The organism is Altererythrobacter sp. MTPC7 (assembly GCF_042851395.1).
GTDB lineage: Bacteria > Pseudomonadota > Alphaproteobacteria > Sphingomonadales > Sphingomonadaceae > CAJXSN01.
This window is the reverse complement of sequence record NZ_BTGS01000012.1, coordinates 73,027-87,398: the sequence shown is the minus strand read 5'-3', so window position 1 is coordinate 87,398 and position 14,372 is coordinate 73,027. Positions and strand designations below refer to the sequence as shown.

At 65.4% G+C, this 14,372-nt stretch carries 15 protein-coding genes; 9 read left to right on the top strand and 6 right to left on the bottom strand.

Annotated features, from left to right (window positions below; translation table 11 throughout):
- Positions 1-125: 125 nt before the first annotated feature.
- The gene (locus ACGHJ7_RS11465) at positions 126-1,280 is read left to right on the top strand and encodes a serine hydrolase (protein ID WP_390477674.1); all 1,155 of its coding nucleotides are present in this window, start codon (positions 126-128) and stop codon (positions 1,278-1,280) included.
- On the opposite strand, the gene ACGHJ7_RS11460 is transcribed toward ACGHJ7_RS11465, so the two are convergent.
- Both ACGHJ7_RS11460 and ACGHJ7_RS11455 read right to left on the bottom strand, forming a co-directional pair.
- Positions 1,277-2,182, bottom strand: a complete 906-nt coding sequence (locus ACGHJ7_RS11460) for a 50S ribosomal protein L11 methyltransferase (protein WP_390477672.1) — start codon at positions 2,180-2,182, stop codon at positions 1,277-1,279. The genes ACGHJ7_RS11465 and ACGHJ7_RS11460 overlap by 4 nt on opposite strands.
- 12 nt (positions 2,183-2,194) lie before the next feature.
- Positions 2,195-2,902, bottom strand: a complete 708-nt coding sequence (locus ACGHJ7_RS11455; RefSeq protein WP_390477669.1) for an SDR family NAD(P)-dependent oxidoreductase — start codon at positions 2,900-2,902, stop codon at positions 2,195-2,197.
- Between the two features lie 207 nt (positions 2,903-3,109).
- Here ACGHJ7_RS11455 and sdhC point away from each other — a divergent pair, with 207 nt between their 5' ends.
- The 3 genes from sdhC to sdhA are packed head-to-tail and all read left to right on the top strand — an operon-like array spanning position 3,110 to position 5,736.
- Positions 3,110-3,490, top strand: a complete 381-nt coding sequence (sdhC, locus tag ACGHJ7_RS11450) for a succinate dehydrogenase, cytochrome b556 subunit (RefSeq protein WP_390477666.1) — start codon at positions 3,110-3,112, stop codon at positions 3,488-3,490.
- 12 nt (positions 3,491-3,502) lie between these two features.
- A complete protein-coding gene (sdhD, locus tag ACGHJ7_RS11445) occupies positions 3,503-3,889 on the top strand; it encodes a succinate dehydrogenase, hydrophobic membrane anchor protein (protein ID WP_390477663.1) in 387 nt (128 codons plus the stop codon).
- Positions 3,889-5,736 (top strand): succinate dehydrogenase flavoprotein subunit, encoded by a 1,848-nt coding sequence (gene sdhA / locus ACGHJ7_RS11440; RefSeq protein WP_390477660.1) that lies wholly within the window; start codon positions 3,889-3,891, stop codon positions 5,734-5,736. The genes sdhD and sdhA overlap by 1 nt, the downstream gene beginning before the upstream one ends.
- Before the next feature lie 28 nt (positions 5,737-5,764).
- Here the strand turns inward: sdhA and ACGHJ7_RS11435 are convergent, their stop codons facing one another.
- Positions 5,765-6,412, bottom strand: a complete 648-nt coding sequence (locus ACGHJ7_RS11435; protein ID WP_390477657.1) for a peptidylprolyl isomerase — start codon at positions 6,410-6,412, stop codon at positions 5,765-5,767.
- A gap of 25 nt (positions 6,413-6,437) precedes the next feature.
- Here ACGHJ7_RS11435 and ACGHJ7_RS11430 point away from each other — a divergent pair, with 25 nt between their 5' ends.
- Positions 6,438-7,301: a glycoside hydrolase gene (locus tag ACGHJ7_RS11430; protein ID WP_390477655.1), complete on the top strand. Its 864-nt coding sequence runs from the start codon at positions 6,438-6,440 to the stop codon at positions 7,299-7,301.
- Positions 7,302-7,305: 4 nt separating this feature from the next.
- Here the strand turns inward: ACGHJ7_RS11430 and ACGHJ7_RS11425 are convergent, their stop codons facing one another.
- On the bottom strand, positions 7,306-7,875 hold the full coding sequence (locus ACGHJ7_RS11425) for a peptidase S14 (RefSeq protein ID WP_390477652.1): 570 nt from the start codon (positions 7,873-7,875) through the stop codon (positions 7,306-7,308).
- Between the two features lie 114 nt (positions 7,876-7,989).
- Between ACGHJ7_RS11425 and creD the strand changes: the two genes are divergently transcribed.
- On the top strand, positions 7,990-9,411 hold the full coding sequence (gene creD, locus ACGHJ7_RS11420) for a cell envelope integrity protein CreD (RefSeq protein WP_390477649.1): 1,422 nt from the start codon (positions 7,990-7,992) through the stop codon (positions 9,409-9,411).
- Positions 9,412-9,462: 51 nt separating this feature from the next.
- Here the strand turns inward: creD and ACGHJ7_RS11415 are convergent, their stop codons facing one another.
- Together ACGHJ7_RS11415 and ACGHJ7_RS11410 are read right to left on the bottom strand one after the other, a co-directional pair.
- A complete protein-coding gene (locus ACGHJ7_RS11415) occupies positions 9,463-10,020 on the bottom strand; it encodes a hypothetical protein (RefSeq protein WP_390477646.1) in 558 nt (185 codons plus the stop codon).
- The gene (locus ACGHJ7_RS11410; protein WP_390477711.1) at positions 9,998-10,867 is read right to left on the bottom strand and encodes a neutral zinc metallopeptidase; all 870 of its coding nucleotides are present in this window, start codon (positions 10,865-10,867) and stop codon (positions 9,998-10,000) included. The genes ACGHJ7_RS11415 and ACGHJ7_RS11410 overlap by 23 nt, the downstream gene beginning before the upstream one ends.
- Before the next feature lie 124 nt (positions 10,868-10,991).
- Here ACGHJ7_RS11410 and ACGHJ7_RS11405 point away from each other — a divergent pair, with 124 nt between their 5' ends.
- From ACGHJ7_RS11405 to guaB, 3 genes are all read left to right on the top strand, one after another.
- Positions 10,992-11,747, top strand: a complete 756-nt coding sequence (locus ACGHJ7_RS11405; RefSeq protein WP_390477643.1) for a 3-hydroxybutyrate dehydrogenase — start codon at positions 10,992-10,994, stop codon at positions 11,745-11,747.
- Between the two features lie 42 nt (positions 11,748-11,789).
- Complete coding sequence (locus ACGHJ7_RS11400) at positions 11,790-12,794, top strand: M20/M25/M40 family metallo-hydrolase (protein WP_390477640.1); 1,005 nt, start codon at positions 11,790-11,792, stop codon at positions 12,792-12,794.
- 61 nt (positions 12,795-12,855) lie between these two features.
- Positions 12,856-14,352 carry an IMP dehydrogenase gene (gene guaB, locus ACGHJ7_RS11395; protein ID WP_390477638.1) on the top strand — a complete coding sequence of 499 codons (1,497 nt, stop codon included), beginning with the start codon at positions 12,856-12,858 and terminating at the stop codon, positions 14,350-14,352.
- The last annotated feature ends 20 nt before the right edge of the window (positions 14,353-14,372 follow it).

Below are 14,372 nucleotides of genomic sequence, written 5' to 3'. Positions count from 1 at the left end.
GGCTCTCTTTGTCGGGCAAGAGGTGGGTTCGTGTCGGCAATGCGGGAGCGGGGGCAGGGGTTCCATCTGTGGAGCAGCGGGGCTGCTGCGGAACAAAACGGCTGCGGATCGGGTAGGGAAGGCAGATGATTAAAAGCCCTGCTATTTCCGCACGATCCGCCCGGTTCCTCCTGCTGGCCGCAATTGTCCTGCCCGCCGCCGCCTGCAGTCCGGTGGGTGATGGCGGCGAGGAGGCAGTCGCCCCGTCGCTGGAAGAGCGGATAGAGGAAGTCGCCGAGAAAGTGACCGACGAGCTATCGGCCGAAGCGCAGTGGCTGGATGACCGGTTCTTCGAAATCGGCAGCACGTTCGACGGCTATCTCGGCATCGCGATGACCGACATGCAGACAGGCGAAGTCGTCCACTTCAATGGCGAGGAGGCGCTGCCACAGCAAAGCCTGAGCAAGCTGTGGGTCGCGCTCGCCGCTTTCGACCAGGCGGACGATGGGAAACTCGGCCTTGAAGACCGCGCAACGGTGACCTTCTCCGACCTCACCGTGTTCCACCAGCCCCTGCGCAAGCAGGTGGTCGCAAACGGCAGCTTCACCACCGATTACGCCGACTACATCCGGCGCGCGCTGACAGAAAGCGACAACACAGCCAACGACATGGTCCTGAAAGCCGTAGGCGGCCCCGACGCCGTGCGGGCGGTGCTTCGCCGGAAAGGGCTGGAGGGCATCCGTTTCGGTCCGGGCGAGCGGCGGATGCAGGCCGCGATTGCCGGGCTGGAGTGGGACCAGCGCTATTCCGTCGGCAAGACCTTCTTCGAGGTACGGGACGAGGTGCCGGACGCCGTGCGAAAACCGGCCTTCGATGCCTATGTCGCCGACCCGGTCGACGGGGCGCAGCCGGTGGCGATCGCCAGCGCGCTGGCGAAGCTGGCGAATGGCGAATTGCTGTCGCGCGGCAGCACCGATGCCTATCTCTCTCTGCTGGACGATGTGAAGAGCGGACCGAACCGGCTGAAGGGCGGATTGCCGCCCGAATGGTCGATCGGCCACAAGACCGGGACGGGGCAGGTGTTCGACCCCAAGCCTGTCGGCGGACCGGCAGAGCAGGCCGGATACAACGATGTCGGCATCCTGACCGCGCCCGATGGCAAACGGTATTCGGTCGCGGTCATGATCGGGCGGACGGCCCGGCCCGTGCCCGAACGCATGGACCTGATGCACGAAGTCGTCGGCGCCATCGCAGCCTATCACGGGCGCGTGACCGGAGGGACGTCAGAAAGCGCGTCCTAGACGTGACGCCTCCTGCGTAGCCACAGGATCGACCAGTCGCCGTTCACGATGCGGCCTGCGAAACGGAACCCTGCGCGCAGGTAAGCGGCGCGCACGGCTTTCTCCTGCGTCTCCAGAAGACCGGCCAGGACGATATGGCCGCCCGGCACGACGCTGCCGGCAAAGTCGGGTGCCATCTCGATCAGGGGCCGGGCCAGGATATTGGCCACCAGCAGGTCGTAGGGTCCGCGCGCTGCCAGCAGCGGATCGTGCATCCCGTCGGCAGTCAGGACGAGCAGCTCACCTGCCTTCGATCCCAGGGGCACGGCGTTGGTCGCCGCATTGTCCAGCACCACGTCCTCGCACACGGGATCGATATCCGATGCGGTCGCCTGCGCCGAAGGCCAGAGCGCCATCGCGCCGAAAGCCAGCAGACCGGTTCCGGTCCCGATATCGGCAAGGACGCGGGGGCGCACGCCGCGTGTCCGCATCGCGGCCATCATGGAGAGGCAACCGGCGGTCGTTTCATGCTGGCCCGTGCCAAATGCCTGGCTCGCCGGGATGACGAGCGGGATCGAGCCGTCGTCCGGGGCAGGATGGTCGGGCGTGCGGACATGGAAAGGCCCGGCACGGATCGGGTCGACGCCCTGCTGGCTCAGCGTGAGCCAGTCCTCCTCCTCCAGCTTCTCGGTCTCGGCGGGCGGTGCGCCATCTGTGAACAGGTCGCCCAGTGCCATGCGGTCGGCGGCGTTCGGCTTACGCGGCAGCCATGCCTCGAACACCCAGTCGTCGGGCCGGTCCTCGGCAATTTCGCGGCCGGAGACGACGATCTCGGCATCCCAGTCGAGCACCATTTCCTGCATCGCCAGCGCATCGGTGACGACCGTTTTCGGGGCGTGGATGGAGTATTTCCAGCTTGGCATAAAAGTCCGTTCCTACCTGACGTAGCTGGCGCCGTTGGCGTCCAGCGTCGCGCCGGTGAGGCTGGGCGGGGCGTCGAGCGCGCAAAAGGCGATCAGGGTGGCGATCTCCTCCGGCTCGGCCACCTTGCCGAGCGGAATATCCTTCAGCAGGTCCGGCCCGCCCCGGCTGGCGAGATAATCGCCCGCCATGGACGTATCGGTAAAACCGGGGGCGATGGCGTAGCTCATGATTCCGTCGGCGGCGTGGGCGCGGGCAATGGTCTTGTGCAGGGCCAGCATCTCGCCTTTCGCCGCGGCATAGTGCCAGTGAGCCGGGGAATCGCCGCGATGCCCCGCACGGCTGGCAACATGGACCAGGCGGCCCGGCCTGCCTGCCTCCAGCCAGTGCTGCACGGCGAACCGGCTGAGCTGTGCGGCCGATGTGAGGTTGATCCGCAGCGTGTCCTCCCACGCGTCGAGCCAGCGTATGTCTGCCGAGTTCAGCGAATTGGGATCGAACAGGCCCGCATTGTTGACGACGACGTCGATCGAACCGCCAGCGATCTCCAATGCTTCCTCCCGCAGCATTTGCGGCGCACCGGGCTGGGTGAAATCGGCGGCAATCATGCCGTCCCCGCCGCGCGTGGAGTGGCCGATTACCGTGCAGCCGCGCCCTTCGAGGGCGCGAAGCGCGGCAGCGCCGATCCCCCTGCTGGAACCTGTCAGAAGTATGGTCGTCATGGCATCCCTCCCTAACGACTGGGCCGCACCTGTCGAGGCCAGCCTGCGAAGCTTTCCGCCCGTTTCGGTCATAACGCGCGGGAAAACCGCCCCTATGGCCATAGGCCCTGCTTGCATGGATGGCACGGTTCGCTAAGTGGCGATGCAAGACCTGTCACATCCACGCGCGCGCAGACGTGCGCCACGCGAAGAAGAAGATCGATTGCCATGGCCAACAGACCGCTATCCCCGCACCTGCAAATCTGGAAATGGGGGCCGCACATGCTGGTTTCCATCCTGCACCGGATCACCGGCGACGGGATGGCGATCGTCGGCCTGGCCGTGTTCCTGTGGTGGCTGGGTGCCATGGCCAGCGGGCCGGACGCCTACGGCCTTTTCCAGGCGGTGATGACCTCGCCCATCGGCTACCTTGTGCTGGTCGGGCTGACCTGGGCATTCTTCACCCACATGATGAGCGGGCTGCGCCATTTCGTCCTTGATATCGGGGCCGGGTACGAACTCGACACGAACAAGCTGTGGTCGATCCTGTCGCCCGTCATTGCCATCATCCTGACCGCCGCCTTCTGGGCGCTGGTCGTCTTTTTCTAAGGGGCACGCACCATGGGTAACGGTACATCCATCGGCCGCGTTCGCGGTCTGGGCAGCGCCCACGAAGGCGCGCATCACTGGCTGATCCAGCGCTTCACCGCGATCGGCAATGTCGTGCTGATGATCTGGTTCATCGCCAGCATTCTGCTGATGCCCGACATGAGCTATTCAACGGTCACCGAATGGCTGTCCGCGCCGGTTTCCGCAGCGGCCATGGTCCTGCTGATCATCAGCGTATTCTGGCACGCCCGGCTGGGCCTGCAGGTCCTGATCGAAGATTATGTCCACGAGGCAGGCACGAAATTCGCCGTGCTCGCCCTTCTCAACCTTGCTGTCATTGCGGGCGGCGTTTTCGGCATCTTCTGTGTCGTGAGCCTCGCCCTTGGAGGAGCCGCCTGATGGCGACCGAAACGAACACCACGCCCGCTTACTCCATTATCGAGCACCAGTTCGACGTCGTCGTCGTGGGTGCCGGCGGTTCCGGCCTGCGCGCCACGATGGGCGCGGCCGAAGCGGGGCTGAAAACCGCCAATATCTCGAAAGTCTTCCCGACGCGCAGCCACACGGTCGCAGCGCAGGGCGGCATCGCGGCCAGCCTCGGCAACAACACGCCCGACCACTGGTCGTGGCACATGTACGACACGGTGAAGGGCGCCGACTGGCTGGGCGACCAGGACGCGATCGAATATCTCGCGCGCGAAGCGCCGCAGGCCGTGTACGAGCTGGAGCATGCAGGCGTCCCGTTCAGCCGTAACAAGGACGGCACGATCTACCAGCGTCCGTTCGGCGGCCACATGCAGAACATGGGCGAGGGGCCGCCGGTGCAGCGCACCTGCGCCGCCGCCGACCGTACCGGCCATGCCATGCTCCACGCGCTCTACCAGCAGAGCCTGAAATACGACGCGGACTTCTTCATCGAATATTTCGCGCTCGACCTGATCATGGAAGATACGCCCGACGGCAAGGTGTGCCGCGGCGTGATCGCGATGTGCCTCGACGACGGTACGATCCACCGCTTCAAGGCGCAGGCCGTTGTGCTGGCAACCGGCGGCTATGGCCGTTGCTATTACACCGCGACCAGCGCGCATACCTGCACCGGCGACGGTGGCGGCATGGTGCTGCGTGCCGGCCTGCCGCTGCAGGACATGGAGTTCGTGCAGTTCCACCCGACCGGCATTTACGGCGCGGGCGTCCTCATCACCGAAGGCGCACGCGGCGAGGGCGGCTACCTGACCAATTCCGAAGGCGAGCGTTTCATGGAACGCTATGCCCCGTCGGCAAAGGACCTCGCCAGCCGCGACGTCGTCAGCCGTTCCATGGCGCTGGAAATGCGCGAGGGGCGCGGACACGGGGCGGAAGGGGACCACATCCACCTCCATCTCGACCATATCGACCCGAACGTGCTGGCCGAACGCCTGCCGGGCATTACCGAAAGCGGGAAAATCTTTGCCGGTGTCGACCTGACCCGCCAGCCGCTGCCGGTGACGCCGACCGTACATTACAACATGGGCGGTATCCCGTGTAACTATCACGGCCAGGTCGTGGTCGGTGTGGCAGGCGATCCGGACAAGGTCGTGCCGGGCCTCTACGCCGTTGGCGAAGCGGCCTGCGTGTCGGTGCACGGGGCCAACCGTCTTGGCTCGAACTCGCTGATCGACCTTGTCGTGTTCGGCCGTGCGACCGGCCTGCACCTGAAGGAAACGCTGACCCCGAACGCCTCGCAGGACGCGCTGCCGAAGGACAGCAGCGACCTCGCGCTCGGCCGCCTCGACCATTTCCGCCATGCCGATGGCGATCTGCCGACGGCCCGCATCCGCGAGAACATGCAGAAGACGATGCAGAAGCATTGCGCCGTTTTCCGCGACACGGAAACGCTGGCAGCCGGCAAGAAGCACCTGGCCGAGATCAATCTGACGATGGCGGACATCAAGGTGTCCGACCGCTCCCTGATCTGGAACAGCGACCTGATCGAGACGCTGGAGCTGGACAATCTGATGTCGCAGGCCAGCGTCACCATTGCGAGCGCCGACAACCGCAAGGAAAGCCGCGGTGCCCACGCGCACGAGGATTATCCCGAGCGCGACGACAAGCAGTGGATGAAGCACACCATCGCCTGGTTCGATGGCTGGGGCGGCGGCGCGAAGGGCGCGGGCAAGGGCGACATGAAGATCGATTACCGCCCGGTCCACGAATACACGCTGACCGACGACGCGACCTATATCGAACCGAAGAAGCGCGTTTACTGAGTATCACCGGGCCGGGCGGCGGGGATCATTACTCCAGCCGCTTGGCCTCGACGATCTCGACAGGCTCGGCCAGCATCTGGCCCTTCATCCAGCCGATACCCTTGTCGGGATCGACCGGCGCCGCGTGAATGGCCTCTACCACGTCCATTCCATCCGTGACGAAGCCGAACACGGCATAGCCGTTCTGCCAGACGGGATCGGACGAGGCCGGGTCGGCGTCCATGCCGGGATTGTCCTGCAACTGGATCGAGAAATCGCCGGTCGCGGTGCCCGGCTCGCCCATCGCCATCGACAGCGCACCGCGCGAATGGGTCAGTCCGGTTTGCGTGGTCGGCTCGTGCGCGATCGGGCCAAGAATACGCTCCGGGTCGTTCTGTGTCCCTGCCTGCACCAGTCCGTTCGGCTGATCGCCCCAGTCCAGTCGCATGGCGCGGTAGAAGACCGTCCCGTCGAAGCGATCCTCGTCGACATAGCGCAGGAAATTCCCGGCAGTGATTGGCGCGCGTTCAGTCTCCAGCGCGATGACGATATCGCCCATGGTCGTCTCCAGCACCACGTCGACCGTTTCGGCGGCGGTGCCGGGTTCCATGCCACGTTGGGTGCCGGGTGAGGGCTCCTGCGCCCACAGCGAAGCGGGAAGGGCGAGGGCGGCGAGGGCTGCGAATCGTATGTTCATGCAGGGCAGGCTATCAGAGGCGGCAATGAAGCGCTCCCTGCCTCTTTTCGTGACCGCTGCCATGATGGCTGCCTGCACCACTTCGCTTCCTGCATCGGGCGAAAGCGGGGAAAACCGTTTCTACACTCAGCAGGTCGAGGCAGCCGGCATCCCCATCCGCGCGTCCGCCGCCACCGATCCGGCGGCGCTTTCGGCGGCGAAGGCCATGGTGGAGGGCATGCTCGCCCACCGGCCCGATCTGGCGCGCTGGCTCGCCGCGAACGATTACCGCGTCGCTATCATCGCCGAGGAGGAGACCATTCTCGACGTGCCGGAAAACGCGCACTGGACAAAACCTTCGCCGGACGACCCCCGCCTTACCCGTTGCGAGCGCAAGCATTACTCCGAACGCATCGGGTCCCTGACCGATGCGGCGTACTGGAATGCCCGCGCGCGCGGTATCGGCGGGCCGCGAACCGTCGGCAGCGAGGAAGATATTCTGGGGCTGCGCTCCAGCCGGTATTTCGGGGAGACGATCTTCGTTCACGAATTCGCGCACAATGTCCTGTTCGCGGTAGAGGGCGCGGACCCGGCGCTCTACCGGCAGGTAGAGGCAGCCTACGCCAATGCCCTGGCAAACGGCCTGTGGAAGGACGAATACACCGTCACCACGGTGCAGGAATACTGGGCGGAAGGCACCCAGTTCTGGTTCGACAGCAACCGGTTGCAGGCCTTCGACGGCAGACCGATCCTGAACCACCGCGATGTCGCGGATTACGATCCGGCGCTCTATGCGGTCCTCGCGGCGGCCTATGGCGACAATCACAGCCTCGCCAGCGACCCGTTCCATCTCAGCGAAGCGCGCATTCCCCCGGGCCCGCTGCCGCGGAATACTGCCGAGGTCTGTTGAAGCCTCAGATCACACCGGCAATCAGCCCGCGTTCCTCGGCTTCGTTGCAGTCGATATACCAGTTGTCCGGCGCCTTTTCGCGCAGCTCCTCGAAATCGACATCGCTTCCGTCGACGATGGCGCGAAAGCCCTGTTCCTCGATGTGGATGGAATGCTCTATCTCGTTGAGTGCCGCCTTCAGCTGCGCGGTGCAGCTGCGCAAGGGGCCGGACAGGTTGATGGACTTGGCAATCTGGCGCTCGTGCAGCAACAGGCTGCATCCATCGGCAAGGAAACGATTGGCGATCGGGAAGCTCGCCATGAAGGTCGCGCCCGCGGAATAGACGGCCGCCTTGCCCAGGGAATAGATTTCCCGCCCTGCATCGCGCAGCAGTCGCAGATCGTCGCCCATCGCCCTTGCGACTTCCGGATTGCCGCCCAAGGTGGTCAGTGCGATGACGAGCGGCCCGTCGCCGGGGGCCGCCGATAGCTGGTTGCGAAACTCTGCATACATCGCCTCGTCGACCGAGCCGATCAGGCGAAGCTGCGGGGATGACAGGATCAGGTTGCGGGTGTCTTCATCAATCGTGGGCATGACAGGGAAAGGTCTGGCGAAGCCGGTTCGTTCCTGCAGGATCGTTATTTCTGCCATTCAAAAGACATTCATTTCGTCGCTCTCAAAGCACGGTTCATCGATGCGGAGAGAGTTATGAGAATACAGAGATCGCCCGGGATAAAGCTCCTGTTCGTCGGACTGGTCGGCTTCGTCCTGCTGGTTCCGCTGCTGATGGTCTATGCGCTGGTGAGCGACAGGCAGCACCAGGCGCGCACCGCGCAGGACAGTATCACGCAAGGCTGGGGCGGGCCGCAGATGCTGAGCGGGCCGGTGCTGGTCGTGCCTTATGACGAGGTGACGACCCAGACGGAGAACCGCGGCGGGCAGGTCGTGACCCGCGAGGTGACCAGCCGGCGCGAAGTGGTCATCGCCCCGAGCCTGCACCGCGTTTCCACCGATCTGGAGCCGGAGGTGCGGCGCAAATCGATCTACGAAACCGTGACCTATCTGGCGGCGACCAACGGCGCTGCGCGCTTCGTCCTGCCGGACGATCTGGACCGGCTGGACGTGGAGCGATCTTCGCTTCGCCTTGCGGAAAGCGAGCTACGCTTCGGCGTGTCCGATCCGCGCGGCCTGCAAGGCGATGCCTCGGCTGAGGTCGGCGGCGAGACGGTGGCGCTGAAACCGGGCAGGGGACCGATGGAGAGCGGCGGCTCGGGGTTCCACGGTTATGTCGAGTGGGACGGCGAGGGGCCGCTCGTGCTAGATTACAACTTCACGCTGCGCGGCAGCCGGGCCCTGTCGCTCGTGCCCAATGGCGGGCAAACCGAATGGTCGGTCGAATCCACCTGGGCCCATCCCAGCTTTGCCGGCGGCTTCCTGCCGGATACCCGCTCCATCGGCGATGACGGGTTCAAGGCGAACTGGTCGGTCGCGAACCTTGCGCTAGGCCGCTCGCTTGCCTCGACCAGCGATACCGGCATCGTGGTCAATGCAGGGTCGGTCCCCATGCCGCCCCCACCGCCTGCGCCAAAGATGAGGGGCTACGGCGAGGCGAGCTTCCCCGCGCAAAATGCCGAGGTGCGGCTGGTCGAACCGGTCGATCTCTACAGCCAGGTGGACCGCAGCGTGAAATACGGCTTCCTCGTCATCGGCTTCACCTTCCTGACGTTCCTCATGTTCGACCTCGTCGCAGGGGCGCGCGTGGCAGCGGCGGAATATCTGCTGACGGGGGCAGGGCTGGTTCTGTTCTTCGTGCTGCTGCTGGCTTTCGCAGAGGTCATCGGGTTCGCCGCAGCCTTCGCTGGCGCGACGATCGCCATCGTCGGACTGCTGACAGCCTATAGCGCGGCGGTGCTCGGTACGCGGAAGCGGGCCTTCACGGTCGGGGCGATCCTGCTGGGGCTTTATGCCGCGCTTTACGTCCTGCTCAGCCTGGAAGCCTATTCCCTGCTGGTCGGATCAGTGCTGCTGTTCTTCGCGCTGGCAGGGGTGATGTATGCGACCCGCGGCATCGATTGGTCGAGCGTCGGTGGACGCAAGGACTCGGAACCGATGCTGGAAGAGGAAGGCTGACCGCCGCTGCCTGATCGGCAGACGCGGCGACGATGTGAAGGGGGCGGGGCTCTAGTCCTCGTCCCCTTCCTCGATCGCAGCCGTGATGACCTCCTGCGGGACGGGCGCGGTGGAGATCGGGCGGGCCGGAACCATGCAACCCTGGCTCAGCCCCAGTCCCTTCAGATATCCCCTCCGGGTGGACCCTGCGAGGATCGCGGTTTCCAGCGAGCGCTGGCGCTCGGCGGCGCCGGTCACCTCGCGGATGATGCCGCGAAAAGGAATGAGGGACCCGATGGCGCCCTGCGCGACCTTTTCGGGCGTCAGCCCTTCCTGCTTCGCCAGCGTATCGAAGTCGGGGCCCAGCACGCGGGTCAGGCGGGTGATCTCGACATTGATCGCCGCGCAGCCCGTCAGCGTGTCGCTGGCATAGGGGTTTGCCACCGCTTCCAGCAGGACGGGCGGAATGTCCTGCGGATCGATATTCAGGATATCGAGCGGCGTGCGCGCCACGTCGCGCATGTTCGGGCCGTCGGTGACGATCTCGTCATCCTGCGCGCTGGCGGGCATGGCGAGCAGCGCCGCAAGCGCCGCGCCGAGTGCTGTCTTACAGGTTCTGGAAATAGGCATCGCACACCGTATCATCTGCACTTTCCAAACCGCGCCGCAGGGCGTCCATGCGCTGCTGGCTGGTTCCGTGGGTAAAGCTTTCCGGATTGACCCGCTGACCGGCCTGCCGCTGCAGCGTGTCGTCGCCGATGGCGCTCGCCGCGCGCAGACCTTCCTGCATGTCGCCCGGTTCGATCAGGTTGCGGTTCTTGCCCGCCCAGACCCCGGCATAGCAATCCGCCTGCAGTTCCATGCGCACCTGCAATTCGTTGGAGCGGCGCGGGTTTTGCGCCTGCGCGCTGCGGATCTGCCCGGCCAGGCCGGTCAGGTTCTGGATGTGGTGGCCGTATTCATGCGCCATCACGTAGAGCCGGGCGAAGTCGCCGCCTGCGCCCATGCGCTGTTCCAGCGTGTCGTAGAAACTGGTGTTGATATAGATGCCCTTGTCGGCAGGGCAGTAGAACGGGCCTGCCGCTGCCGGCGCATTGCCGCAGCCCGACCGCACGCCGCCGCCCGTATAAAGGTCCAGCACCGGCTGTTCGAACGGAATGCCGGCGCGCTGGAATTCGGGCGCCCATGTCTGGTTGAGGGATTGCAGGGCATTGCAGGCCTCTGTCGCGTAGGGACCGCGGGTGCAGATTTCCTGCTCGTTCGTGCTGGCTTGCACGCTGCCTGCGCCGGTGGTCTGCTGCACACTTTCCACGAGGCCGATCGTCTGGATCGGATTGATACCGAAGACAAGCGCACCGACGGCCGCTAGGACGATCGTGCCGCAGCCGATCTTTCCCCCGCCACCGCCGGGAAAACCGCCGCCGCCCCCGCTCGATCGGACATTGATATTGCCGGTATTGAACGGATTGAGCCGCATCATATTCCCCCTGGAGTGGTTGCCCCGACCCTGTTGGGACTGGACACGCCGTGCATAGGCCGCAAAACGGTATTTCCCAATAGCTTGGTCCGACCCTTTCACAGCAAACCCCAAGAGGCCTTCAATGTTCCTGTCCGGCAAACGCGCTCTCGTCACCGGTTCGACGTCCGGGATCGGCCTCGCCATCGCGCGGTCGCTCCATGCCGGAGGGGCCGAGATCGTCCTCAACGGCTTTGGCGACGAAAGCGAGATCGCCGCATTGACGCAGGAATTGTCGGCCAGCCATTCCGCCGCCGACCTGACCGATGCCGATGCCATCGAAGGCATGATGAAGGATGCGGGCGGAATCGATATCCTGGTCAACAATGCAGGCATGCAGCACGTCGCGCCGGTAGACGAGTTCCCGCCCGCGCAGTGGGACAGGATCATCGCCCTGAACCTGACTGCGGCCTTCCACACGGTGCGCCATGTGGTGCCCGGGATGAAGGAGAAGGGCTGGGGCCGCATCATCAACACGGCGAGCGCGCACTCGCTGGTCGCATCCCCTTTCAAGAGCGCATACAATGCCAGCAAGCACGGCATCGCAGGCTTTACCAAGACCATCGCGCTGGAACTGGCGCAGACTGGGGTGACGGCCAACTGCATCAGCCCCGGCTATGTCTGGACCCCGCTGATCGAGGGGCAGATTCCCGACACGATGAAGGCCCGCGGTCTGAGCCGGGAAGAGGTCATCAACGATGTCCTGCTGGCGAAACAGCCGACCAAGAAATTCGTCCAGCCGGAAGAAATCGGCGCGCTTGCCGTGTTCCTGTGCCGCGAGGAAGCTGGCAATGTGACCGGCGCGAACTGGAGCGTCGATGGTGGCTGGACGGCCGAATAGCCAGCTTGGCTTGGCGGCGGCTCGGGCGCAGGGGGCACGGATATGAGAAGAACAATCGCAGTCCTGCTCGCGCTTGCCCTTGCGTCCTGCACGACCGTAACCCGCGATGCAGGCGAGCTTGCGCTGGTCCGGACCGCACTTGGCGGCCATATCGCGGAGCTTTCGCGCGCCGAATACGGAGGACGCCTGCCCGGCAGCGAAGGCGACCGGAAGACGCGCGCTTACATCGTCTCGGCGCTGCGATCCTACGGCCTCGACGCTGGCATGCGCGGGTCGTGGGAGCAGCCGGTCGAAATCCCGGTGGAACGGTACCGGCAGATGGGTATCGACCTTCCGGAAGGCGTGGAGACGCTATCCAGCGCGAATGTCGTGGCCCGCCTGCCGGGCACGCAGATCGGTAGCGGAGCCGTCGTCCTGACGGCACATTGGGACCATCTGGGCAATTGCGGCCCGCCCGCCGCGCCCGACCGTCTGTGCAACGGGGCGGTCGACAATGCGAGCGGGGTCGCCGCCTTGCTGGAAATCGCACGCCGCATGGCGGAAGGCGGCCCGGCAGAGCGCGATATCTATTTCGTCGCCACCACGGGTGAGGAAGCCGGCCTGGTAGGGGCAAGAGCCTTTGCCGAAGATCCGCCGACGCCGCTGCCCACGATCGTTGCCGCATTCAACCTGGATTCGACCGCCATCGCGCCGGAGGGGACGCCCGTCGCCGTGCTCGGCTGGGGACAGACCGCGCTCGACAAGGGGATCGAACAGGTGGTGGAGGCGGCGGGCAGGCGGCTGTCGATCCGTCCGCAGCAGGAACGCTGGGTCCCGCGGCAGGACGGGTATGTGCTGCTTCGCCGCGACGTGCCGTCGGTGCTGGTCTCCAGCAGTTTCGCAAGCGATGCCGTCATCAATTCCTTCGTCGATACGCATTACCACCGCGCGACCGACGAATGGGGCGATCACGTCGAACTGGGCGGTGCGGCGCAGGACACCCTGCTCCATGTCGACTTGCTCCGCCATTTCGGCAGCACCACCAGTTACCCCGTCGGGGACGACTGACACGACAGGCCTAGCGGGACGGGCGCGCAGGGGTTAGAGGGCGCTGCACGATTCTCTCCCCATGCAGGCCCGGACAGCGGGCGAAAGGCGCATCGTGTCACGCAGCGAAATTCCCCTCGGCCTTACCTTCGACGACGTCTTGCTTCGTCCGGCGGAAAGCGACGTCCTCCCCTCCATGGCCGACACGCGGACCATGCTGACGAAGGCCATCGGTCTCAACATCCCCGTCGTCTCCAGCGCGATGGATACCGTTACCGAAGCGGACATGGCGATTGCCATGGCGCAATTGGGCGGGATCGGCGTGCTGCATCGCAACCTGACGGTGGAGGAACAATGTGCCGCCGTGCGCGCGGTCAAGCGGTTCGAAAGCGGCATGGTGGTGAACCCGATCACCATCTCGCCCGACGCGACGCTGGGCCAGGCGCAGGAGATGATGACACAGAACCGCATCAGCGGCATCCCGGTGACCGATCGCGGTGGCAAGCTGGTCGGCATCCTGACCAATCGCGACGTGCGGTTCGCGGAAAACCCGCAGCAGCCCGTGCGCGAGCTTATGACGACGGAGAACCTCGCCACCGTGCCGCTCGGCACCGGTCAGGAAGAGGCGCGCCGCCTGCTGCACCAGCGCCGGATCGAGAAGCTGCTGGTGGTGGATGACGGCGGCAAGTGCGTCGGCCTCATCACGGTGAAGGATATCGAGAAGGCGGTCGCTTATCCCGACGCGACCAAGGACGAAAGCGGCCGCCTGCGCGTGGCTGCGGCGACCACGGTCGGGGACAAGGGTTTCGACCGCACGCAGGCCCTGATCGACGCGGAAGTCGACGTCGTCGTGATCGATACCGCACACGGCCACAACGCCGATGTCGGCAAGGCGGTCGAGCGGGTGAAGAAGCTCAGCAATTCGGTCCAGGTCATCGCCGGGAACGTCGCGACGGCAGAAGCGACGAAGGCGCTGGTCGGCGCAGGGGCGGACGGCGTGAAGGTCGGCATCGGGCCGGGCTCCATCTGCACCACGCGGGTTGTGGCAGGCGTAGGCGTCCCGCAGCTGACCGCGATCATGGACAGCGCCGAGGAAGCGGCCAGATCGGGCGTGCCCGTCATTGCCGATGGCGGCCTTCGCACCAGCGGCGATGCGGCGAAGGCCCTGGCGGCCGGCGGTTCCAGCGTGATGATCGGGTCGATGCTTGCCGGTACCGAGGAAGCGCCGGGCGAGACGTTCATCTACCAGGGGCGCAGCTACAAGAGCTATCGCGGCATGGGCAGCGTGGGCGCCATGGCGCGCGGCAGCGCCGACCGCTATTTCCAGCAGGACATCAGCCAGCAGAAACTGGTGCCCGAAGGGATCGAAGGGCAGGTCCCCTACAAGGGGCCGGCGAAGGATACCGTCCACCAGCTCGTCGGCGGGATCAAGGCAGCCATGGGCTACACCGGCAGCAGGACGATCGAGGACCTGCGCACCCGCGCGCAATTCGTCCGCATTACCGGCGCGGGCCTGACCGAAAGCCACGTCCATGACGTCGCGATTACCAGAGAGGCACCAAATTATCCCACGCGCTGAACCCCGTTCCGCCAGCAGGC

Bases quoted from the DNA above. Each gene is read 5' to 3' on its own strand.
- ACGHJ7_RS11465 (WP_390477674.1), top strand. From the start codon at position 126: ATGATTAAAAGCCCTGCTATTTCCGCACGATCCGCCCGGTTCCTCCTG.
- ACGHJ7_RS11460 (WP_390477672.1), bottom strand. From the start codon at position 2,182: ATGCCAAGCTGGAAATACTCCATCCACGCCCCGAAAACGGTCGTCACC.
- ACGHJ7_RS11455 (WP_390477669.1), bottom strand. From the start codon at position 2,902: ATGACGACCATACTTCTGACAGGTTCCAGCAGGGGGATCGGCGCTGCC.
- sdhC (WP_390477666.1), top strand. From the start codon at position 3,110: ATGGCCAACAGACCGCTATCCCCGCACCTGCAAATCTGGAAATGGGGG.
- sdhD (WP_390477663.1), top strand. From the start codon at position 3,503: ATGGGTAACGGTACATCCATCGGCCGCGTTCGCGGTCTGGGCAGCGCC.
- sdhA (WP_390477660.1), top strand. From the start codon at position 3,889: ATGGCGACCGAAACGAACACCACGCCCGCTTACTCCATTATCGAGCAC.
- ACGHJ7_RS11435 (WP_390477657.1), bottom strand. From the start codon at position 6,412: ATGAACATACGATTCGCAGCCCTCGCCGCCCTCGCCCTTCCCGCTTCG.
- ACGHJ7_RS11430 (WP_390477655.1), top strand. From the start codon at position 6,438: ATGAAGCGCTCCCTGCCTCTTTTCGTGACCGCTGCCATGATGGCTGCC.
- ACGHJ7_RS11425 (WP_390477652.1), bottom strand. From the start codon at position 7,875: ATGCCCACGATTGATGAAGACACCCGCAACCTGATCCTGTCATCCCCG.
- creD (WP_390477649.1), top strand. From the start codon at position 7,990: ATGAGAATACAGAGATCGCCCGGGATAAAGCTCCTGTTCGTCGGACTG.
- ACGHJ7_RS11415 (WP_390477646.1), bottom strand. From the start codon at position 10,020: ATGCCTATTTCCAGAACCTGTAAGACAGCACTCGGCGCGGCGCTTGCG.
- ACGHJ7_RS11410 (WP_390477711.1), bottom strand. From the start codon at position 10,867: ATGCGGCTCAATCCGTTCAATACCGGCAATATCAATGTCCGATCGAGC.
- ACGHJ7_RS11405 (WP_390477643.1), top strand. From the start codon at position 10,992: ATGTTCCTGTCCGGCAAACGCGCTCTCGTCACCGGTTCGACGTCCGGG.
- ACGHJ7_RS11400 (WP_390477640.1), top strand. From the start codon at position 11,790: ATGAGAAGAACAATCGCAGTCCTGCTCGCGCTTGCCCTTGCGTCCTGC.
- guaB (WP_390477638.1), top strand. From the start codon at position 12,856: ATGCAGGCCCGGACAGCGGGCGAAAGGCGCATCGTGTCACGCAGCGAA.